This window comes from Klebsiella sp. RCJ4 (assembly GCF_009025755.1).
GTDB classification, from domain to species: domain Bacteria; phylum Pseudomonadota; class Gammaproteobacteria; order Enterobacterales; family Enterobacteriaceae; genus Klebsiella; species Klebsiella michiganensis.
In genome coordinates, this window is record NZ_WCIN01000029.1 from 1 (window position 1) to 20,205 (window position 20,205).

The following is a 20,205-nucleotide window of genomic DNA, read 5'->3' on the forward strand; positions in this document are numbered from 1 at the left end:
GGCATCTGAGAAACCAGAGACAGGTTCACGTCCATCCCTTCCACCTGGAAGTGCGGCACCGCGTACAGCTTCACCCGGAAGAAGCCCGGATTGTCCTCGATATCTTCCACCACCACCTTCGCGTCGCGCAGCGGGTGTGAGGCCTGCAGCTCGTCGCCCGGGTCGGTCATCTCCGTCACCAGACCGCGCACCCAGGTGTTGAGCTCCAGCTCCAGCAGGCGGCGATCCTTGGTGGTGCCGATGTTTTCACGCTGAACGAGCTTCAGGTAGTGCGCAATGCGCGACAGCAGGAAGATATACGGCAGGCGCGCATTGATGCGGCTGTTGGCGGTGGCGTCGGCGGTGTCGTACAGCGCCGGCTTCTGGGCGGAGTTGGCCGAGAAGAAGCAGGCATAGTCGCGGTTTTTGTAGTACGACAGCGGGATAAAGCCGAGGCTGGCGAACTCAAACTCGCGGGTTTCCGGGATCATCACCTCCGACGGGATCTTCACCTGGTTGCCTGTGCCCAGATCGTAGAGGTGGATCGGCAGATCTTTCACCGCTCCGCCCGCCTGCGGGCCACGGATCTGCACGCACCAGCCGTTATTAATAAAGCTTTTCACCATGTTGGACGCGAAAGAGAACGAGGCGCTGGTCCACAGGTATTTCTCATGGTCCGGGCCTTTCACCTGCTCGACGTAGTTGAAGCTGCGCACCGGCACGGTGTCCGGACCATACGGCAGGCGGCCCAGCACGCGCGGCATCACCAGGCCGATATAGCGCGCGTCGTCGGTGTCGCGAAAGGATTTCCATTTGATGTACTCGGCGCGGTCGAAGTAGTTGCCGATATCCTTGATGGCGGCAACCTCTTCCATGGACTCTTTCAGAAAGAAGGCCGGGCCGACGGCACCGATAAACGGCATATGGGCCGCGGCGGAGACGCCGGAGATGTTGCGCATCAGCGCCACGTCCTGCGGGCTGGCGTCGAACTCATACGCGGAGATCACCGAGCCAATCGGCTCGCCGCCCGGGGTGTCGTACTCGGCGGTGTAGGTGTGCCAGTAGAGACCGCTCTGAATCAGCTCCGGCGCGTCTTCGAAGTCCTGGCGCAGATCGTCTTTGGAGACATCCAGAATTTCGGTTTTGACGTTCTGGCGGTAGTCGGTGCTGTCCACCAGCTGCTTCAGGCCGCGCCACAGGGATTCCACCTTCTGGAACTCAGGATGGTGCATCACCGCGTCCAGCTGGCGGCTGATTTGATAGTCCAGTTCAGCGATATGGTGGTCAATCAGGGTCTTGTCGAGCTTCTCCACGGTCTTTCCGGACTGACGGATGCAGTCCATAAACACCTGCATCGCCGCCGTCAGTCGTTCGCCCGCCGGGGCGTCGGACAGCGCGGCATCATCCAGAAAGTCGTTAATATCGCCCAGGCGGGAAGCCGGGGTCAGGTTGATTTTGTCAAACAGGGAGGCGTAAACGCTCTCTTTTTCCAGTACAGCGGTCTGCCCCTGCGCGGGGGCGGTTTCAGTATTTACAGACATCAGCATATTCCCGGTTAATCCATTAAATAACGCACGCCGTTTATTTCGGGGCCAGCGCGCTCATTTCGTCGCGTAATTCCTGCGTCAGTGCCGGGTCTTTCAGGATTTTCTCAAGCTCTTTTCTGAAAGTGGCGTTATCAAGGAGGTTGGATTTGAGGTCGCGTAATAAATTCCGCATCGCCAGCATGGCGCGGAGCTGGGGGATCTGGCGGGCCACCTGCTCCGGTTCGAAATCTTTCATATCGGCGAAGCGGAGCTGAATATTTTCTTCGGCGCTATCGCCGGCCAGCGTGTTCTGTACCGTGAGGCTGATTTCCGGGCTGAATTCCGAAAGTACGCTGTTGAAGTTATTTTTATTGACGTTGATTTTTGCTCTTTCCGATAATGGCCGGTCTTCTTTGCCATTACTGAAATCACCGATGGTGAGGAGTTTCAGCGGCAGCTCGACTTTCTTCTGCGCGCCTCCTGTGTGCAGAGCCAGCTTTAAATTAATGCGTGCCTTGGGCACCTCATTCTGGAACGTATCAGCCATAGCAGTCCCTTCCCGTGAGGAATAATGTGTTAAAGATAACGGTGTGTGAAGACCCGGATATAGTAGAGCAAAGCGCCAAAAAATATCAACCTGCCGGTTGCAAAGTCCATTATGAGACTTTCCTCAGGCATCTTAAGGAAAATGTAAAAATGAAACGCATGAGACAAACAAAGCTGGTATGTAATAACAACTCTTTTCTTACAATAAAGGCAGGATGTATACCTGACAGAGGAATGTGAATTAAATTCATATCTGAACAGGCAGCGTTGATTGATGCAAATCAATATGTAACGCAAATACTGGTCGTTCCGGATACTGAAACGCGCGCGAACAGGGGCGTAAGAAATAAATTATTTTTTATCCTTTACCGGCCCTAAAAAAGTCCAGTAGTGGATTTTAATATGGCTATAATTAATGGCTGACAGGATTAATATAAAACTTACAAATAATACTTGCCAAATATCCGGTATCGATGGTTAAACCGGACAACGTATAGAGTCGCGCTGAGCGTAAAAGAAATAGCGGCATTTCATTCAGCAGATATATTAAAACAGAGCTTACAATAATACCTCTCGCTCATTAATTCCTGCCTGGCGCCGGGTAAAGCGGGTTTACCGCTTAAAGGCCCGGCCGGCAGAGATTGCCAGCGCCCGTTCGAAAGCGACGCGTCCTGTTCCCGCCAGCCAGGACTCAATGGATTGCAGCTGCGGATTCATTTGCCGCATCGCCGCCAGATCGGCATGCCCCGCCAGCCGTCCCTCATCCACAGGTTCGCATTCCCTCTCCCGCCAGGCTATATCTTAGACACCTTTCTTCATACAGGAGTGAATAAGATGGGCAAAAAGATTCTGATGCTGGTGGGCGATTACGCCGAAGATTACGAAACTATGGTGCCGTTTCAGGCATTACAAATGATCGGTCATCAGGTTGATGCGGTCTGTCCAGATAAAACAAAAGGCGACTTCATTATGACCGCGATCCATGATTTTGACGGCGCCCAGACCTACAGTGAGAAACCCGGGCACCGCTTTGTTCTCAACGCCGATTTTACAACGGTGAAAGAACAGGATTACGACGCGCTGTTAATCCCCGGCGGCCGGGCGCCAGAATATCTGCGCCTGAATGCGCAAGTGATTAAACTGGTGCAGGCATTTGACGCAGCGCGTAAACCGATTGCTGCCGTTTGCCACGGCCCTCAGCTGTTGGCAGCTGCGGGGGTATTAAAAGGCCGCACCTGCAGCGCCTATCCGGCCTGCGCGCCGGAAGTGCGGCTCAGCGGCGGACATTTTGCCGACATCGGTATCGATCAGGCGCATGTGGATGGCAATCTGGTGACCGCCCCCGCCTGGCCCGCTCATCCGCAATGGCTGGCGAAATTTGCCGAATTGTTGCAGTAGCAAACCTGACAAATATAAAAGGCCGGAACGGATCATCGGGGATTACCGTCTGAAGGCGATGCTGGCGCTAAAAATTGCGCCAGCATCGGTTTTAATGGCAGTTAAAAAAGATTATCGGCAATGCTGTAAGCTCAGCTTTTGGGGGAGACGGTGCAGACTTTCGCCGAAGCAGGGCCAGACGCGATCGCTGCCCGTCTGGTCATTCGATATGACCAGAACAACCGGGAACCACGATATGATAAGTTCGGAAATAACCCCTTTGCTTGCTGCAGCCGTTTTCAACCTAAATGGCGTTTAGCCTCCTTACGCACCCGGTGCAGTACATGATGTTTGATCCCACTGTAATCCGGGTGTTCAGACAGATTCTCGATATCACGTTCCCGGCCAAAAGGCAGGGCGATCTCCTCAACAATTTTTCCTGGGTTTGCTGACATAATCAGAATGCGATCGGCGAGGAATAGCGCCTCTTCCACGTCGTGAGTGACAAAAAGCAGAGTGGTGCCGGTATTGAGCCAGGCCTCACGCAGCAGTTCCTGCATCATCAGACGGGTTTGCGCATCGAGCGCGCCGAAGGGTTCATCCAGTAACAGCACATCCGGGCCGGGTAGCCAGGCGCGCGCCAGCGCTACCCGCTGTTTCATACCGCCTGAAAGCTGCCAGGGCGAATGGTGCTCAAAGCCTTGCAGGCCAACGAGTCCAAGCCATTCCATCGCACGGGCGTTAATTTCATCTTTGCGATGCTTACCCAGCCGAGGACCAAAGGTGACGTTATCCAGTACCGATAGCCACGGAAAGAGGTTAGGCTGCTGGAAGATCATTCCGCGATCCGGCCCCGGCTGGCGGACCGGTTTCCCCCCCGCCACCACGCGCCCCCGATCCGGTTTGTTAAACCCGGCGACCAGGTTAAGAATAGTGGACTTACCGCAGCCGGATGGCCCCAGTAACACCACAAATTCCCCTTTGTGGAGCGACAGGCTGATATCTTCCAGCACCGTGAACGGCTGTGGCTTCGCCGTAAAGGCGAGCGATACGTTTTCCAGCGTGATAGCACTCATTATTCTTTCCCCGCCCAGGGTACAAACAGGCGCTGCAGCCCCAGCAGCAGTAAATCCAGCGCATAGCCAATGCCACCCAGTAGCAAAATGCCAAGCATGACGATATCGGTGCGTAAATAGGAACTGGCGTTAATGACCATCCAACCCAGCCCCTAACTGGCAGCAACCATCTCCGCCGCGATAAGCGACGTCCAGCCAATGCCAATCGACAGCCTGACGGTGGTGAACAGTTCCGGTAACGTATCCGGTAACACCACGCGCAGAAAGATCTGTTTGCGTGAAGCACCAAGCGTTTGCGCCACACGAATGCGCGAACGACCAATACGCTCTACCGCAGCAGATGCCCCCACTACCACGCTAAGGAAAGTGGCAATAAAGATGAGAAAGAACTTCGAGGCCTCACCAATCCCCAGCCAGACGACCGCCAGCGGAATAAGGGCAATTTTGGGCAGCGGGCGCAAAAACTGCACAAACGGATTCAGCACCGCCGCCAGACCTTCCGACAGCCCCATCAATAATCCCAGAGGAATACCGATGATGATTGCCACAGAAAAAGCGCTTAACGCACGTGCCAGGCTGACGGCAACATGCTCCCACAGCGGCACCTGACGATAACCATCCGCCAGCAACTCTTCGGTCGTCAGGCCTATATCCATTAGCGATGGCAGCAGCAGCGGATCAACCCATTGCCGCGAGGCCGCCACCTGCCAGACGATAAAGAAAACAGTGACCGAAACGACGCTGATGGCAATGTGATAACTCAATCTCATTGCGCGGCTACCGCTGCGTCACGGATATAACGGGAGTTAATGGCGCTGTCCCAGCTGGCCGGGATATCACGTTGGCGAATCTCGCCGATATCAGCAAGGAAGTGAGAGGTTTTGGTCAGCGCTTTCCCAATCCCGCTGTCGGTGGTTTGCGTACCGTTCCCCAACCATTGCGCCGTACCCTGCTGGCTCAGCGTGGGATATTCCAGCCCACCCAACGTATTGACGGCGGTCGTCACCGGCGCGCCCACCTCTTTCGCAACAATGGCCGCCGCGCGCTCCGGGTCTTTCTTAAACTCATCGACTTTTTGCTGATGAACACGCAGGAACGCGCTGACGGTTTGCGGATACTGCTCAGCAAAAGCTTTACGCACAACGTAGTTGTTATAAATCAGGTAGCCATCTTTTTGCAGATCTTTGGTTGCGAACACCTGATGCCCGCCAGAAGTCTCCAGTTCCTGAGCAAACGGCGCCCAGACATAGCCCGCGTCGATATCACCGCGTTTCCAGGCTGCGACCATTTCCGCCGGACGCAGCGGCAATAACGTTATTTTACTGCGGTCGAGATGGTTAACGCTGATAGCGGCCTCAAGCGCATATTGCGCCGTCGAGTTTGGCGGATAGGCTACGCGTTTACCCTCAATATCTTTAATGCTGGCAATACCGTCTTTACCAATTAAACGCTCGTAGCTGGCAATCACGCCAGAGACGCCGATAATTTCCACCGGCAGTTTTCTGACAATGCCTGCCGTTGCCGGGCTGGATCCAAAATTAGCAATATCAATCGCATTGCTGGCAAAGTAATTTAACGCATCAGCACCGGACGCAAATTGCACCCATTTCACCTTGCTGTTGAGTGCCTTATCCAAAGAACCATCGGCCTTAGCCAGCATCAGCACCTGAGAACCGCCGCTATATGCCACCCGAACTTCCGCTGGCGTTTCGGCAAAGCTGCTATTAACCCACAGGCCACCCGCTGCAAGTAAGACACAGAGACTTTTATTCATTTAATTTATCCTTTAAATAACAACGTTTTTAATGCCATGTCTCGCGTTGCGCCAGCCATAGCCGGGCACACTGCCGGGCGAGCGCTTCTGCGGGATCAATTGACACGGCCAGATGCGGTGAGGTCACCTCAGCCAGCGCAACCGGCACTTCTGTACAGGCCAGCACCAGCCGCTCTGCGCCACGATCGCGCAATGCCTGGGCCTGTAGACTCAGCAGTTCTCCGCCGGTACGCAGTTCGCCGCGTTTTACCGCATAGCATCCCGGCACAAACCACTGCCGCAGTTCTTCTTGCGTTGGCTGTACGCTTTCGATCCCCATCGCGGTGAATCCGTGCTGAAACCAACCGGCATCCAGCGTGCCCTGGGTAGCGATAATCCCGACCCGCCGGGGTTTCTCTTTCCCGTCGAATACCGCCAGCGTGGCATCCACAATATGCAGCAACGGTGCGTCGCTATGCTGCGCCAGCGCCTCATACCAGTGGTGCGCCGTATTACAGGCAATGGCAATATGACTGACGCCCACGCGGTTCAGCTGTTCCACACCGTACAACAACTGCGGCAGCGGGGATGGCCCCGTTCCCGCCAGCGCCCGCTGGCGATCCGCAATTTGCGGCACATTCCATACCACATGGGGAATTTGCTGTTGGTCGCTGCTGGCGGGCGTTGCCCGCAGCAATTTATGCATCAGATCCAGCGTCGCCAGCGGCCCCATGCCGCCAAGAATTCCCAGCAGAAATGGTGTACTCATGATGGCAAAGAATCGGCGATGACCTGACGGTAGCCAAACAGACCTGCACTTCCCCCCGTATGGATAAACACCACATTCTCATCCCTGCGGAAATGACCTTTACGGATCAGATCAATCAATCCGGCCATGCCTTTTCCGGAATAGACGGGGTCGAGCAGAATCCCCTCGTGCTGCGCCAGCAACTGCAGCGCCTCAAGCATCCCTTCGGTGGGCAAGCCATAGCCTTCGCCGACATAATCACTGTTCGCCACCACCGCCTCACGCGGCAATTCACCCGGTACACCGAGCAGTTCCCGCGTCTGCTGCGCCAGACGCCAGACGTTGTGCTCCTGTTTTTCGCGCGGAGCGCGGACGCTAATCCCGAGGAGAGGAATACCGCTGTGCGTGGCAGTTAAGCCCGCAATCAGGCCAGCCTGTGTACCTGCGCTACCGGTGGCATGAACGATATGATCGATGCGCAGCCGTAGCTGGCTGGACTGCCAAAGCAGTTCTTCCGCGCAGGAGACATAGCCCAGCGCGCCGATAGCGTTCGAGCCTCCACCGGGGATGACGTAAGGGGTGTGGCCCCTGGCTCGCAGGCTTTCCGCGTGTTGTTCCATTGCCCGCTGCATATCCGTACCGCCAGGAAGATGAGCGATAATTTTGCCCCCGAGCAAACCGTCCAGCAGCACATTGCCGGATTGCTGATACTCATCACCCAGCGTCGTGACGCGTTGTTCGAGAAAAATATGCGTTTCCAAACCCAGTCTGGCTGCCGCCGCGACGGTCTGACGCACATGGTTAGACTGCGTGGCGCCCTGGGTAATGATAATATCCGCCTGTTTTGCCTGGGCATCGCCCAGCAAAAACTCAAGTTTGCGGGTTTTATTGCCGCCAGTGGCGAGGCCTGTGCAATCGTCTCGTTTTATCCAGATATTTGGCCCCTCCAGCAAGCGTGAAAGCTGCGTGAGAGGCTCCAGAGGGGTCGGGAAGTGGCCAAAATGAAGCCGGGGGAAACGCGCCAGATGCATAATAACTCCTGTAAAAAATGACTACGCAGCAAATTAAAATTTGGCCGCGAGGATAAAAGGTTCATACAATATTAAGTATGACTATATTTATTTTCTCACTGATGACTTACCAAGTTTTTCAGCTATGGTTATGAGAAAAAAAGATAAAAATAGTGCTTTTATTTATTTTGTTCATCAGCACTAATTAACCGGACATAATACCAACGCTTTCGAACAGATAACCCAAAGACGTATTTAACCAGGCAGACAACCTCAGGTATTTAATGCTTCCAGGGCGACAAACGCCTGCCAGCTCACCTCATCGATCCAGATACCCTCTTGCCGACGGCGGGTATACGCGCGCAATTCCGGCTCTCCGGGGATCTGCACATTGCGCCCTTCCTGCCCGCTACGCACCCAGTCCACCTGCGCTAATAGCGCCTGCTGGTAACTCTCCTGCGCCCCCAGTCGCGCAGGATCAAATAAAATCGACAGCATATTGTTGATGATTCCGGCACGTGGCGGAATTTGCTGGCTTTCGGTTTCGCCGCCGGTCAGCGCAGCGCCGAGTAGACTACAAATCAGCGACAATCCTGCGCCTTTATGCCCGCCAAAAGGCAGCAAGGCACCGAACGGTTCCGTCATTAATACCGCAGGGTCGGTGGTGGGTTGTCCGTTCGCATCTACCGCACATCCTTCAGGGATGGCTCGCCCTTCATTCCATGCGATGCGCGCTTTATTGCCTGCTATGGCGCTGGTTGCGAAGTCAAGGATAACCGGGGGCCGGTTCGCGAGCGGTATCCCGACACAAAAAGGATTTGTGCCGAGTCGGGCACCGAGTCCATCGAAAGGCAGTACGACCGACGGCGCGGCCACGTTGGCAAAATGGAGCGAGACCAGTCCGGCGTCCGCCGCCTGTTCCGCCCATGCGCCGATTCGTCCAAGATGGTGGGTATTAGACAATCCGATTATTGCCACCCCAAACTCGCGCGCACGCTCAATACCCACGGCCATGGCCTGTTCGCCTAACGCCTGGCCGAAGCCGTGCCCCCCATCAAAAGAGACGATCGGTCCGGCATCAGACAACATGGTGAGCGTGGCGCCAGGGTTCAAATCCCCTGCCAGAATGGCCCGAATATAGCGCGGTAACAGGGTCACGCCATGAGAGTCGTGGCCTTTTAGTGAGGCTTCGACCAGGTTATCCGCGACCTTTTGAGCGATATCAGGTCCGGTGCCAACCCTTACCAGATGGCGCTGCAAAAGCGAACGTAAATAATGATCCGAAAATAAAGGCATGATGAGGCTCGCAATGACTGCCCCTACATTGATAAGGGCTATTTAAAAGATGAACCCGACTATACTGAGAATATATTTATGACCTAAACATGAATAATGACTAAGCTTTTCCGCCTGGTAAATAACAAGCCACAAATATCGTTATTCATTTCTCTGATATTCATTTTCATTTAAATCACTTCCTTTCCCGCTCGCCTCTGCCCATGATTTTTGGCTGAGAAACACCTTTCTGGGAAACTGAAATGAATAAAACAAGCAGAATACTCGCCTGTACGCTGGCGCTTTCCGCCCTGGGCGGGATAAGCCAGCCGGCATTAGCGGAAGGAAACATTAGTATTGCGCAGCAATTTGGCATCGGCTATTTAATTCTTGATGTGGTACGTGACCAACGGCTTATCGAAAAAGAGGGTCAGAAAGAGGGGCTGGATATAAAAGTAGAGTGGCGCACCATTTCCGGAGTGACCGGGATGAATGAGGCCCTGCTCTCTGGCGCTCTGGACGTTGCGTCAGCCGGGGTTCCTCCCGTACTCACCCTATGGGATCGCACCAAAGGTAAGCAAAATGTGAAAGCGATTGCCTCGCTGGGGTCGATGCCCAATTATTTGTTGAGTAATAATCCGGCGGTAAAAAGCATTAAAGATCTATCCGCAAAAGATCGGATCGCCGTACCGGCAGCAGGCGTCGGTTTTCAGTCTCGGACATTACAAATCGAGACCGCGAAATTATATGGTGACGGGGACTTCAAACGCTTCGATAAAATTAGCGTCAGTTTACCGCATCCGGACGCCAGCGCGGCATTAATTGCCGGCGGATCGGAGATTACCACCCACTTCTCAAGCCCGCCCTTCCAGTATCAGGCGCTGGAACATAAAAACGTGCATAAAGTGCTCAGCTCCTATGACGTACTGGGGGGACAGGCAACCTTTAATGTTCTCTATACCACCCAGAAATTCCATGATGAAAACCCCAGAACCTATAAAGCGTTTTATCGCGCGCTCAGCGAAGCCGCAAGTATTATTAACCGTGACAAAAATGCCGCTGCCGAAACTTACATTCGCGTTGAGAAATCGCGGCTGCCTTTACCGCTGGTACAAAAAATTGTTAACGATCCCGAAATAAGCTTTACGGTTTCCCCTGAACGTACTGGCGTATATGCCGAAAAACTCCATGAGCTTGGGATACTGAAAAATAAGGCCGGCTCGTGGAAAGATTATTTTTTTAACGAAGCATGGGAAAACCCCGGCAGCTAAACCGCGATACTGGAGGCTATGATGGTCAATCAGCAAATTGATGGCCCGCTGCTGCAGGTCAGCCATGTCGATATTGAATACCGCACGCGTGAACGCCGGGTACGCGCGACGCACGATGTCAGTTTTGATGTCTGGCCTGGGGACCGCTTTATTCTGCTTGGCCCCTCAGGCTGCGGAAAATCGAGCCTGTTGAAAGCCGCAGGCGGTTTTATTGCCCCGCGCAGCGGTCAAATTTCGCTTGCAGGGACGCCAGTTAGCGCCCCCGCTCCGGACCGCATGATGGTATTCCAGGAGTTCGACCAGCTGCCGCCGTGGAAAACGGTGCTGGAAAACGTCATGTTTCCTCTGCTCGCCAGCCGCAAAGCCAGCCGCTCACAGGCAAAAGAGACGGCGCTGCATTTCCTTCACAAAGTCGGTCTGGCGGAATTTGCTGACGCGATGCCCCATACGCTCTCCGGCGGCATGAAGCAGCGCGTCGCCATCGCCCGTGCGCTGGCGATGAAACCGCGCATCCTGCTGATGGACGAACCCTTCGCCGCCCTGGATGCGCTGACGCGGCGCACGATGCAGGAAGAGTTGCTGGCGCTCTGGGAAGAAGAGCGCTTTACGCTGCTTTTCGTCACCCACTCGATTGAAGAGGCGCTGGTCGTAGGCAGCCGTATTGTGGTGCTTTCGCCGCATCCAGGACGCGTCCGGGCAGAGCTTAATTGTCATCAGTTCACGCTTAATGATTTCGGCAGCGAGGCGTTTCAACACGCGGCTCGTCATATTCACCATCTGTTATTCCCGACGACCGGCAACGGTCCGTCTCACTCATCCGGCGAGGAGCCAGCGTATGTCCCAGCCACCGTACATTCGTCCTGAATTCGAACGCGAATTACCGCCGCTACGTAATCTGCCGGTGGAAACGCCGCTACCCTTAAGCCAGCGCCTGTGGAATCAGGCATGGCTGCGTAAGTCTGTGATTGTCGCCCTGGTGCTGGCGCTATGGGAGATCGCCGCGCGAATACAGCAAAACGATCTGATGCTGCCCGGGGTATTTCAGACGCTGCAGGCGTTCAGTGAAGACCTGCGCAATGGCGAACTGCCGGAAAAAATCGTCAATTCACTCAGTACCCTGCTGAAAGGATATCTGGCAGGCAGCGCGCTGGCGCTGATTGCCAGCGCCCTGGCAGTGACCACGCAGTTTGGTCGCGATCTGCTCAGCACATTAACCGCGATGCTCAATCCACTGCCGGCAATTGCGCTGCTGCCGCTGGCTCTGCTGTGGTTTGGCCTGGGAAATGCCAGCCTGATATTTGTACTGATACATTCCGTCATGTGGCCCATCGCTCTGAATACCTGGTCCGGATTTAGCAGCGTGCCGGAAACGCTGCGCATGGCCGGGCGCAACTATGGCCTCCGTGGGCCACGCTATGTGATCACGATTCTTATTCCGGCATCGTTGCCCGCCATCCTTTCCGGTTTGAAAATAGGCTGGGCTTTCGCCTGGCGAACGCTGATTGCCGCCGAACTGGTATTCGGCGCCTCCAGCGGCGAAGGGGGTCTGGGCTGGTATATATTCCAGAATCGCAATGAGCTGTTCACCGATCGGGTATTTGCAGGGCTGTTAACGGTCATCGCGATTGGTCTGCTGGTGGAAGGCATCGTATTCGCCAGTCTGGAAAAGATCACAATTAAGCGCTGGGGGATGCAGCGTTAACCCCACATTCATTCAGGCAGCTACTGCGCCCCCCCATTAAAACGTCCGCTGGCGCCTTTCAGGCTGGCTCGCCGTGTTGCCGAAGTCGCGGCAACACGCCTTATCCTTACCACGATATGATAAAAGCCCGCGGGGAAAGCGGGCTTGTGGGATTGTCGTCATGGTCCATCCCTGGCGTGCTTGACACCGCTACCGCGAAGCAAACCTTGCGACATGCTCTGCGAGAAAATCAATTTCCTGCGGCGTATTATAAAAAGCCAGCGAAGGCCGGACGGTACTCTCATAACCAAAATGGCGCAGGATCGGTTGCGCGCAGTGATGTCCGGATCGCACGGCAATGCCGACCTGACTGAGATAGCGCCCCACGGCTGCATTTTCATGACCCGCCAGCACGAAAGATAAGACGCTGGTTTTGTTCGCCGCGGTACCGACCAGCGTCAGGCCCGGAATAGCCGACAGCTTCTCGATGCCATACTCCAGTAAGGCGTGCTCGTACTGCGCAATGTTTTCTATCCCCAGCGAGGTGACATAATCGATAGCCGCCCCCAGCCCGACGGCATCAGCAATATTGCCCGTCCCCGCCTCAAACTTATTCGGCGAGGGCTGATAGCGAGTCAGTTCAAAGGTCACGTCGGCAATCATGTTCCCGCCGCCCTGATAAGGACGCGCCTCTTCCAGCACCTCCTGCTTGCCATAGACCACGCCGATCCCGGTCGGCCCAAAAATTTTATGGCCGGAGAAGACGAAGAAATCGGCATCCAGCGCCGTCACGTTGGTCGGGATATGCGAAATAGACTGCGCGCCGTCGATGGCAATGCGCACCCCAAAACGATGGGCGATCTGCACCAGCTCCTGAACCGGCGTGACGGTACCCAGCGCGTTAGAAACGTGGGTCGCGGAGACAAAGCGGGTCTTATCGTTGAACAACCGGATATATTCCTCAACGATCAGCTGACCGTGCTCATCAACCGGCGCAACGCGGATCGTCGCGCCCGTTTCCTGGGCAATAAGCTGCCACGGTACAATATTGGCGTGATGCTCAAGCAACGTCAGGATAATTTCATCCCCCGGTCGTAATAGCGGCTTCACGTAGCTGTGCGCTATCAGATTGAGCCCTTCCGTGGTTCCGCGCACGAAGATGATATTTTCCGGGCCGCGGGCGCCGATAAAACGCGACACTTTCTCACGCGCGGCTTCATAAGCATCGGTGGAACGAGCGGCAAGCGTATGCGCCGCCCGATGAACGTTCGAATTCTCATGTAAATAATAGTGGCTGATACGATCGATAACCTGCTTCGGGCGCTGGGTCGTCGCGGCATTATCCAGCCACACCAGCGGATGTCCGTCCACCTGTTCGCTAAGGATCGGGAAATCAGCGCGGATACGTTCTACCGGGATCTGTCCAACCCGCGCCGGCGGCGCCGTTTTTACGCTGGAAGGGGGTAACGGCGCGAATCCGCGAGGCGCAATATCCGCCCTGCTCTCCTGGCCCAATGGCAGCACCCGCGGCGCGTAAGCGGCTTCGGTCGCACGCGGGCGTGCGGGCGCGTCGTCAGGTAGCCCCTGCAGATCGCGCGCATCGGGCAGACCATAATCACGCGCGGAGGGCGCGTCGCCCGCCCATCCGCCGGGCGCATAGGGAAGCGTGAATAAATTACTCGTAGTCATAATATTCACCCACTTCAACATCCTCCAGCACGGCAATGGCGTCATCGGCCAGGATCGCAGCGGAGCAATAAAGTGAGAGTAAATAGGAAGCCACGCCGTTATCGTCGATCCCCCGGAAGCGCACCGACAAACCGCGAGACTGTTCGTTTGGCAGCCCTTCCTGATAAAGACCCAGCACGCCGCGTTTGCTTTCACCGGAACGAATCAACAGGATATTGGTTTTTCCGCCCTGGCCTTTCGGGTTTTTCAGACCATCGACAAACAGCTTGTCGGAAGGGATCAGCGGAATACCGCGCCACAGGATAAACGTGCCCCCATGCAAATTCACGGTGACCGGCGGCACGCCGCGTCGCGTAGCCTCACGCTGAAATGCGGCAATCGCGCGCGGATGGGCCAGAAAGAAGGAGGGCTCCTTCCAGACTTTGGACAACAGCTCATCCAGGTCATCCGGCGTCGGACGGCCATTGCGGGTCTGAATACGCTGCGAGTCGTCGATATTTTTCAGCAATCCATATTCATCGTTATTGATCAGCTGACTTTCCTGGCGCTCGCGCAGGCTTTCAATCGCCAGCGCGATTTGCTCTGAGGCCTGGTCGTAGGGCGAGCTGTAGAGATCGGCGATTTTGGTATCGACGTTTATAATGGTCGTAATCGAATCCAACTGGTATTCACGCGGCGTGGTCTGATACTCGATATAGCCCTGGGGTATTTCAACGCGCGACGGATCCTGGCTGCATAATACATCCAGCGGCGTCTCCCCCTCCACGACCTTGTTCACCCGGTAAATTCCCGATTCCAGGCCCTTATAATCGAGAAAACGGCTGACCCAGCGCGGGGTGATTGCCGCAAATTGCGGTGCCGTTTTGGTCACGTTCGCTAACTGATACGCGGCTTCACGCCCCAGTGCATTAATGCCTTTTTGTTCTGCCATAATGATTCCTTAGTGTTTGAAAGAGTGGAGCTGAAGGTTAGTACTGCGGCAAACGGGTATCGACATCCCGTGCCCAGGCGTTTAGGCCATCTTTTAAATTCATCACGCGCCCCTGATAACCTGCGCGCTGGAGTGCCCGAATGGCGAAAATACTGCGCTGCCCTATCTTGCACAGAAATACCGCATCGACCGTCGGGTCGAATTCACCGATACGTCTGACTATCTGGCCCAGCGGTATCACCTTTGCCTGCGGAAATTTTGCAATCGCCCTTTCGTGGGGTTCACGAATGTCGATCAGCTGCAGGGGTCTTCCCTCCTCTATCCAGGCGTGAAGCTCAAGCGCCGTGACGCTTTCAACCGGAACTTCTGCTTCATCAGGTTTCAGCCCGCAAAACTCCTCGTAGTCGATGAGCGCATGAATCGAGGGATGCTCACCGCATACCGGGCAGTCGGGAGCCCTCTCCAGCCGCAGCTCGCGTTGCTTCATCTGCCACACATCGAAGAGCAACAGGCGGCCAATCAGGCTCTCGCTGCCGCCGACGATTAGTTTGATCGCTTCCGCCGCCTGAATGGTGCCGATAATCCCCGGCAGCACGCCGACAACGCCGCCTTCGGCACAGGAAGGTACCAGCCCCGGCGGCGGGGGCTCGGGATAAAGACACCGGTAGCACGGGCCTTCCCCGGCATAAAAGACGCTGGCCTGCCCTTCGAACTGGAAAATGGAGCCATAGACCAGCGGTTTACCCAGCAAAACGCAGGCGTCGTTGATCAGATAACGGGTGGGATAATTATCCGTACCGTCGACGACGAGGTCATATTCCCCAATAATTTCGAGCGCGTTTTTGCTGCTCAGGGTGGTGTTATAGGTCACCACCTGTATCTCGGGGTTGATGGCTTTAATCTTGTCTTTCGCCGAAGCCACTTTGGGTCGGTTGATATCTTTGGTGTTGTGAATGATCTGCCTTTGCAGGTTGGAGACGTCGACAAAATCAAAATCGACAATCCCCAGCTTACCGACCCCCGCCGCAGCCAGATAAAGCGCCACCGGCGCCCCCAACCCGCCGGTGCCGATAAGCAATACGCGGGCAGCCTTCAGCCGCTTTTGCCCCTCAAGCCCGACTTCCGGCAGCAGCAGGTGGCGGCTGTAGCGGGCAATTTCCGCATGCGTCAGCTCCGTCAGACGGTCACCCGGGATAATGCTCGGTCTGCTCATATCGCCTTCCCGACGCCGCCGGCAATGGCGGGAACCAGCAGCACTTCCGCCCCATCGCTAACCGGAGTCTCCAGCCCGCCGGTGGTTTTAATGTTGTTCTCTCCCACGTAAAGATTGATGAAACTGCGCAGCGCGCCCGTATCGTCATACAGATGCGGCTGAATGTCAGGAAATCGCTCCGCCAGCGCTGCGACCAGCTGCCCAACGGTGTGGCCTTCGAGGATCACTTTCCCCTGACCGTCGGTGAAGGCGCGTAGCGCAGTGGGAATCAGTAATGTCGATGCCATAGTGGTAATCTCTCCGCGTTTTGTTCTGGTTTCCGGCAACGTTGTGCCCGTTATTCACGTTATAAAACGATCTGCACGTCCTCCTGCAAAAAGCGCTGGCGGTCCTGGGTCAGCCGCCAGCTGGTCAGTGCCCCCGCCTCGCGCTGCGCGACCGCCACGATGATATAGGCGTAAAACGGCAGCGCATGTTCGCGATCAAATTCAGATGGAATGGCCGGGTGATCGGGGTGCGAATGGTAATAGCCGATCACGTCCACATCCTGAGCCAGCGCAGCGCGTTCCGCCCGCAGGGAGTCATCGGCGGTGATGACAAAACGGTGGTACTGCTCCTCCGACTCGCGAGCATTAACAATGGGGAAAATCGCCGTCACGCGGGCATCGCCCTGCGCGTAAAAGTGGCCAAAGAGCGCACCGCAGCATTCGTTGGGATAGGCCTTTTCCCCTTCAGCGCCAATCAGCCTGGTGATTTCTTGAGTTAATTCAATCATGGGTTTCATTCCAGAAAGCGTCAGTCAGATAACGCGAGCCGACATCACACAGCAGCGTGACCACCACCGATCCCGCCGGCAGCGTGCGGGCCAGCCGCGCGGCGGCGGCGACATTAGCGCCAGAGGAAATGCCGACAAAAATGCCGTCCCGCCGGGCGAGGCGCCGCGTGCTCGCATAAGCCTCCTCGGTGGTGACGGGAATAACGTCGTCGAACAGGGTTTCGTCGAGAATGCCAGGTTTAATGCTGCTCCCCATATGCTTGGTCCCTTCAATGCCGTGGAATGGCGAAGCGGGCTGTACGGCGAGCGTTTTCACGCGCGGATTTTCATATTTAAGCCGCCGCGCGGTGCCGACGAAGCTGCCGGAGGTGCCCATACCGGCAACAAAATGGGTGATCTGTTGCCCGCTCTGCTCCCAAATCTCTTTTCCGGTCGTTGCGAAATGCGTATTCGGATTGACGGGGTTGTTATATTGGTCCGGATAAAAATAACGTTCCGGATGCGCAGCAACTTGTGCCTGAACTTCAATATAGGCGCCGTCAGAACCTTCCAGCGGATCGGTCTCCACAATCGTGGCGCCATAATGACGAATAATACGTTTGCGCTCCGGGCTGGTATTCTGCGGCAGATATAGCCGGACGTGATATCCCAGCGCCGCGCCAATCATCGCGTAGGCAATGCCGGTATTACCGCTGGTCGCATCAATAATCGTTTTACCCGGCGTTAATAACCCTCGAGCAATCCCGTCCAGCACCATCGCTTTCGCCGCGCGGTCTTTCACCGAGCCACTGGGGTTCATAAACTCTGCTTTTGCCAGCAGCGTTACGCCAGGTAGCTCGGCGGCAAAAGAGGGTAACGTGATTAACGGAGTAGCGCCGATCGTTTCAAGTAAATTCATAATGATTATCACGCTGTTATTTTATTTATTCCGATGCGCTGGTCATTTCATTTTATTATCGGCGGAATTAAATTCCGTCACCGTCGCTGAAATGTTTTTGCTGTACCCGGGCCTGCTGCACATGACTATCCGGCGGAACATCACGGGTCAGCCATATATTTCCGCCAATGCTGGAACGCGCGCCGATAGTAATTCGCCCTAATATTGTTGCGCCGGCGTAAATAACGACATCATCTTCAATGATTGGATGGCGAGGATAGTTTTTTTGCAACTGCCCGTCATCGCCGGCAATAAATCGTTTGGCCCCAAGGGTAACCGCCTGATAAATACGCACGCGTTTACCGACGATGGCCGTTTCACCAATCACTACGCCGGTTCCGTGATCGATAAAGAATCCGTCATCAATCTGCGCGTCGGGATGAATATCTATTCCGGTCTGGCTGTGCGCTTTTTCAGATATCATTCGCGCCAGCAGAGGCAGACCGAGCTGATGCAGCTCGTGGGCAAGACGATAGTGCATCACGGCGTGAATTCCCGGATAGCAGAGCAGAACCTCATCCATGCTGCGCGCGGAAGGATCTCCCTGATACGCCGCGAGGATATCGCGATCGAGACGCTGGCGGATGACCGGCAAACGGTTGGCAAACTGCTGAACCCGCCTGACCGCCTCCTGCGACAGCGTGTGACTCGCATCCTGCTCATCTGACTGATAATAAAGTTCCAGGACCGCTTCTCCAGTCAATCGGTCAAGCGAGGTGCCTAGCAAATGACCGACGTAATAATCTTCGCCCTCTTTGCGTAATTCAATATCACCTAATCGCATCGGATAAAGCACTTTTATCAAGGTATCGGTGACTGAATTAACGCTTTCCCGGGAAGGTAAACTACGTTTATTACGATAATTATTTTTCGCATGTTCATCGCGCCACGCCTGACGAACGCGACGGAGTTCATCGACGACATTATTTAAATGCCAGTTATTTTCTCTTTTCGGCATGAGATACAATTCACCCGCTTCCGGCATAATAATATCCTTCTTAAAATCGCATCGATAAATATTTTTTGCGTCACCTCACTTTTATGCATTACCCACATTAAAAACAAATAACCATATAGACTTTGAATAGCTAAAAAGAGTAAATACTTTTAAATCAACACATTCGACAATCAACCACACCCGGCGAATACGATCGATTCGTCCCTCCCTCGCCAGAGCGACTCGTTCGCGATGGTACGAAAATGTGGCGGGGTGAAAAATGGAGTCATTAACGCCACCGTTCAGTTGGACAATGAGGGAAAAGTTATAGCGAATTTATTGCAAAGCATAACTGATTTTTAGCTATTGATTATGAGGAATTAACGTAACATTTCCGTTATTAAATCATGATGTTTAAGGTTCCCTATGCGCGCTTTATCCGATGCTCCCGCTAATGAATTCGAGCCAGTACGTTTTGTCCTCACCGATATGGATGAAACGCTCACCTGGCAGGGCCGTTTGTCGGCCGCCGCCTATACCTCGCTTGAACAATTGCAGTCCGCCGGGATACGGGTGATCCCGGTCACCGCCGCGCCGGCGGGCTGGTGCGATCAGATGGCGCGGATGTGGCCTGTTGACGGCGTCATTGGCGAAAACGGCGGGCTTTTTTTCCGCCGCACCGCGGACGGGCATGGCATCGAGCATCATTACTGGCACGCGGACGACGCCACGGCATCCGTCGCCGCCCGGCTGCGGACCATCGCCGACCGGGTCCTGGCAGCGCTACCGGAAGCCCGTCTGGCGGACGATCAGCCCTTCCGCCTGACCAGCCTGGCCTTCGCGCGGCCTGCCGACCCGGTACTGGAGCGCCGCATCGTCAACACGCTGCGGCAGGCGGGTGCCGACGCTACCGTCAACAATCTGTGGGTGCTGGGCTGGCTGGGTGGCTACGACAAGCTGACCATGACGCGCCGTACTCTGGCTCAGCACTACGGCGTCGATATCGATCGGGAGCGGGAAGCTATTCTCTACAGCGGCGATTCAACCAACGACGCGCCGATGTTCGCTTTTTTCAAACACACGGTAGGCGTCAGCACCGTCCGGCAGTATCTGGATCACCTCCCCGTTGCCCCCCGCTGGGTAACGCTCGGCCCCGGCGGCGCGGGGTTCGTGGAGATGGCGCAGGCGGTATTCGGCCAAAAATCCCTCTGAAAGCAGCAACTTATCCACCAGCTTAACGATTCCCCGGCGCCCTGGTTTTTCTCTCTGGCTTTCAGAAAATGTTGCAGCGGTTGCCTGACGTTCGCAGGCAGCCGGTTCCCATCAGTGCTTCGTTATGTACACATCCCATAACACCATGTCTTATATTAGTTTTTTCTTACTGATAAAAACCAATACCGTCATTTTTACCGTATGCAAAAAAGTTTTCCGTTTGGTGATCCAGCGACGTTTCCAACGAAACACTTTTGTTCATAGAAACA

Annotated in this window: 19 protein-coding genes and 2 pseudogenes; 5 read left to right on the top strand and 16 right to left on the bottom strand. The window is 55.1% G+C overall.

The genetic code is table 11. The features are described 5' to 3' along the window. The 3 genes and pseudogenes from tssC to F8562_RS09690 form a co-directional block, all read right to left on the bottom strand. On the bottom strand, window positions 1-1,520 hold a 1,520-nt coding region (tssC, locus tag F8562_RS09680), incomplete at its 3' end, for a type VI secretion system contractile sheath large subunit (RefSeq protein ID WP_151891904.1). A 40-nt stretch (window positions 1,521-1,560) separates the two neighbouring features. Continuing rightward, window positions 1,561-2,052 carry a type VI secretion system contractile sheath small subunit gene (tssB, locus tag F8562_RS09685; protein WP_014229069.1) on the bottom strand — a complete coding sequence of 164 codons (492 nt, stop codon included), beginning with the start codon at window positions 2,050-2,052 and terminating at the stop codon, window positions 1,561-1,563. A gap of 611 nt (window positions 2,053-2,663) precedes the next feature. Then, a pseudogene (locus F8562_RS09690) lies at window positions 2,664-2,819 on the bottom strand (NmrA/HSCARG family protein); the annotation flags it as partial. 66 nt (window positions 2,820-2,885) lie between these two features. Between F8562_RS09690 and F8562_RS09695 the strand changes: the two are divergent. Continuing rightward, the gene (locus tag F8562_RS09695) at window positions 2,886-3,449 is read left to right on the top strand and encodes a DJ-1/PfpI family protein (protein ID WP_014229067.1); all 564 of its coding nucleotides are present in this window, start codon (window positions 2,886-2,888) and stop codon (window positions 3,447-3,449) included. 278 nt (window positions 3,450-3,727) lie between these two features. On the opposite strand, the gene F8562_RS09700 is transcribed toward F8562_RS09695, so the two are convergent. The 6 genes and pseudogenes from F8562_RS09700 to F8562_RS09725 all read right to left on the bottom strand — a co-directional run bounded on the left by F8562_RS09700 (window position 3,728) and on the right by F8562_RS09725 (window position 9,311). Then, a complete protein-coding gene (locus F8562_RS09700) occupies window positions 3,728-4,504 on the bottom strand; it encodes an ABC transporter ATP-binding protein (RefSeq protein WP_089046358.1) in 777 nt (258 codons plus the stop codon). Beyond that, window positions 4,504-5,274, bottom strand: a pseudogene (locus F8562_RS09705) (ABC transporter permease). The gene F8562_RS09700 and the pseudogene F8562_RS09705 overlap by 1 nt, the downstream one beginning before the upstream one ends. Then, window positions 5,271-6,278: a glycine betaine ABC transporter substrate-binding protein gene (locus F8562_RS09710; RefSeq protein ID WP_014229064.1), complete on the bottom strand. Its 1,008-nt coding sequence runs from the start codon at window positions 6,276-6,278 to the stop codon at window positions 5,271-5,273. The pseudogene F8562_RS09705 and the gene F8562_RS09710 overlap by 4 nt, the downstream one beginning before the upstream one ends. Window positions 6,279-6,306: 28 nt before the next feature. Next, window positions 6,307-7,026 carry an aspartate/glutamate racemase family protein gene (locus tag F8562_RS09715; protein ID WP_014229063.1) on the bottom strand — a complete coding sequence of 240 codons (720 nt, stop codon included), beginning with the start codon at window positions 7,024-7,026 and terminating at the stop codon, window positions 6,307-6,309. Next, complete coding sequence (locus F8562_RS09720) at window positions 7,023-8,036, bottom strand: D-cysteine desulfhydrase (protein ID WP_014838263.1); 1,014 nt, start codon at window positions 8,034-8,036, stop codon at window positions 7,023-7,025. Before F8562_RS09720 ends, F8562_RS09715 begins: the two co-directional genes overlap by 4 nt. Window positions 8,037-8,288: 252 nt before the next feature. Beyond that, on the bottom strand, window positions 8,289-9,311 hold the full coding sequence (locus tag F8562_RS09725; protein ID WP_014838262.1) for a malate/lactate/ureidoglycolate dehydrogenase: 1,023 nt from the start codon (window positions 9,309-9,311) through the stop codon (window positions 8,289-8,291). Between the two features lie 242 nt (window positions 9,312-9,553). Here F8562_RS09725 and F8562_RS09730 point away from each other — a divergent pair, with 242 nt between their 5' ends. The 3 genes from F8562_RS09730 to F8562_RS09740 are packed head-to-tail and all read left to right on the top strand — an operon-like array spanning window position 9,554 to window position 12,263. Continuing rightward, entirely contained in the window at window positions 9,554-10,561 is a 1,008-nt protein-coding gene (locus F8562_RS09730; protein ID WP_014229060.1) for an ABC transporter substrate-binding protein, read from the top strand. A gap of 21 nt (window positions 10,562-10,582) precedes the next feature. Continuing rightward, the gene (locus F8562_RS09735) at window positions 10,583-11,425 is read left to right on the top strand and encodes an ABC transporter ATP-binding protein (RefSeq protein WP_014838260.1); all 843 of its coding nucleotides are present in this window, start codon (window positions 10,583-10,585) and stop codon (window positions 11,423-11,425) included. Then, window positions 11,397-12,263: an ABC transporter permease gene (locus F8562_RS09740; protein WP_014229058.1), complete on the top strand. Its 867-nt coding sequence runs from the start codon at window positions 11,397-11,399 to the stop codon at window positions 12,261-12,263. Before F8562_RS09735 ends, F8562_RS09740 begins: the two co-directional genes overlap by 29 nt. A gap of 189 nt (window positions 12,264-12,452) precedes the next feature. On the opposite strand, the gene F8562_RS09745 is transcribed toward F8562_RS09740, so the two are convergent. The 7 genes from F8562_RS09745 to epsC all read right to left on the bottom strand — a co-directional run bounded on the left by F8562_RS09745 (window position 12,453) and on the right by epsC (window position 18,745). Continuing rightward, entirely contained in the window at window positions 12,453-13,931 is a 1,479-nt protein-coding gene (locus F8562_RS09745; protein ID WP_014229057.1) for a cysteine desulfurase, read from the bottom strand. Then, window positions 13,918-14,862: a family 2A encapsulin nanocompartment shell protein gene (locus tag F8562_RS09750; protein WP_014229056.1), complete on the bottom strand. Its 945-nt coding sequence runs from the start codon at window positions 14,860-14,862 to the stop codon at window positions 13,918-13,920. Before F8562_RS09750 ends, F8562_RS09745 begins: the two co-directional genes overlap by 14 nt. 37 nt (window positions 14,863-14,899) lie before the next feature. Continuing rightward, the gene (gene moeB / locus F8562_RS09755; RefSeq protein WP_014838257.1) at window positions 14,900-16,075 is read right to left on the bottom strand and encodes a molybdopterin-synthase adenylyltransferase MoeB; all 1,176 of its coding nucleotides are present in this window, start codon (window positions 16,073-16,075) and stop codon (window positions 14,900-14,902) included. After that, on the bottom strand, window positions 16,072-16,362 hold the full coding sequence (locus tag F8562_RS09760) for a MoaD/ThiS family protein (RefSeq protein ID WP_014229054.1): 291 nt from the start codon (window positions 16,360-16,362) through the stop codon (window positions 16,072-16,074). The genes moeB and F8562_RS09760 overlap by 4 nt, the downstream gene beginning before the upstream one ends. Window positions 16,363-16,421: 59 nt before the next feature. Then, window positions 16,422-16,850 carry a Mov34/MPN/PAD-1 family protein gene (locus tag F8562_RS09765; protein WP_014229053.1) on the bottom strand — a complete coding sequence of 143 codons (429 nt, stop codon included), beginning with the start codon at window positions 16,848-16,850 and terminating at the stop codon, window positions 16,422-16,424. Further along, on the bottom strand, window positions 16,843-17,748 hold the full coding sequence (locus F8562_RS09770; protein ID WP_014229052.1) for a PLP-dependent cysteine synthase family protein: 906 nt from the start codon (window positions 17,746-17,748) through the stop codon (window positions 16,843-16,845). The genes F8562_RS09765 and F8562_RS09770 overlap by 8 nt, the downstream gene beginning before the upstream one ends. A gap of 67 nt (window positions 17,749-17,815) precedes the next feature. Continuing rightward, window positions 17,816-18,745 carry a serine O-acetyltransferase EpsC gene (gene epsC / locus F8562_RS09775; protein WP_042934335.1) on the bottom strand — a complete coding sequence of 310 codons (930 nt, stop codon included), beginning with the start codon at window positions 18,743-18,745 and terminating at the stop codon, window positions 17,816-17,818. Between the two features lie 405 nt (window positions 18,746-19,150). Here epsC and F8562_RS09780 point away from each other — a divergent pair, with 405 nt between their 5' ends. Next, window positions 19,151-19,936 (top strand): HAD-IIB family hydrolase, encoded by a 786-nt coding sequence (locus F8562_RS09780; RefSeq protein WP_014229050.1) that lies wholly within the window; start codon window positions 19,151-19,153, stop codon window positions 19,934-19,936. Window positions 19,937-20,205 lie beyond the last annotated feature (269 nt).

Bases quoted from the DNA above. Each gene is read 5' to 3' on its own strand.
- F8562_RS09765 (WP_014229053.1), bottom strand. From the start codon at position 16,850: ATGATTGAATTAACTCAAGAAATCACCAGGCTGATTGGCGCTGAAGGG.
- F8562_RS09715 (WP_014229063.1), bottom strand. From the start codon at position 7,026: ATGAGTACACCATTTCTGCTGGGAATTCTTGGCGGCATGGGGCCGCTG.
- F8562_RS09695 (WP_014229067.1), top strand. From the start codon at position 2,886: ATGGGCAAAAAGATTCTGATGCTGGTGGGCGATTACGCCGAAGATTAC.
- F8562_RS09740 (WP_014229058.1), top strand. From the start codon at position 11,397: ATGTCCCAGCCACCGTACATTCGTCCTGAATTCGAACGCGAATTACCG.
- moeB (WP_014838257.1), bottom strand. From the start codon at position 16,075: ATGAGCAGACCGAGCATTATCCCGGGTGACCGTCTGACGGAGCTGACG.
- F8562_RS09720 (WP_014838263.1), bottom strand. From the start codon at position 8,036: ATGCATCTGGCGCGTTTCCCCCGGCTTCATTTTGGCCACTTCCCGACC.
- F8562_RS09700 (WP_089046358.1), bottom strand. From the start codon at position 4,504: ATGAGTGCTATCACGCTGGAAAACGTATCGCTCGCCTTTACGGCGAAG.
- F8562_RS09710 (WP_014229064.1), bottom strand. From the start codon at position 6,278: ATGAATAAAAGTCTCTGTGTCTTACTTGCAGCGGGTGGCCTGTGGGTT.
- F8562_RS09750 (WP_014229056.1), bottom strand. From the start codon at position 14,862: ATGGCAGAACAAAAAGGCATTAATGCACTGGGGCGTGAAGCCGCGTAT.
- F8562_RS09780 (WP_014229050.1), top strand. From the start codon at position 19,151: ATGCGCGCTTTATCCGATGCTCCCGCTAATGAATTCGAGCCAGTACGT.
- F8562_RS09730 (WP_014229060.1), top strand. From the start codon at position 9,554: ATGAATAAAACAAGCAGAATACTCGCCTGTACGCTGGCGCTTTCCGCC.
- F8562_RS09745 (WP_014229057.1), bottom strand. From the start codon at position 13,931: ATGACTACGAGTAATTTATTCACGCTTCCCTATGCGCCCGGCGGATGG.
- F8562_RS09725 (WP_014838262.1), bottom strand. From the start codon at position 9,311: ATGCCTTTATTTTCGGATCATTATTTACGTTCGCTTTTGCAGCGCCAT.
- F8562_RS09770 (WP_014229052.1), bottom strand. From the start codon at position 17,748: ATGAATTTACTTGAAACGATCGGCGCTACTCCGTTAATCACGTTACCC.
- epsC (WP_042934335.1), bottom strand. From the start codon at position 18,745: ATGCCGAAAAGAGAAAATAACTGGCATTTAAATAATGTCGTCGATGAA.
- F8562_RS09735 (WP_014838260.1), top strand. From the start codon at position 10,583: ATGGTCAATCAGCAAATTGATGGCCCGCTGCTGCAGGTCAGCCATGTC.
- F8562_RS09760 (WP_014229054.1), bottom strand. From the start codon at position 16,362: ATGGCATCGACATTACTGATTCCCACTGCGCTACGCGCCTTCACCGAC.
- tssB (WP_014229069.1), bottom strand. From the start codon at position 2,052: ATGGCTGATACGTTCCAGAATGAGGTGCCCAAGGCACGCATTAATTTA.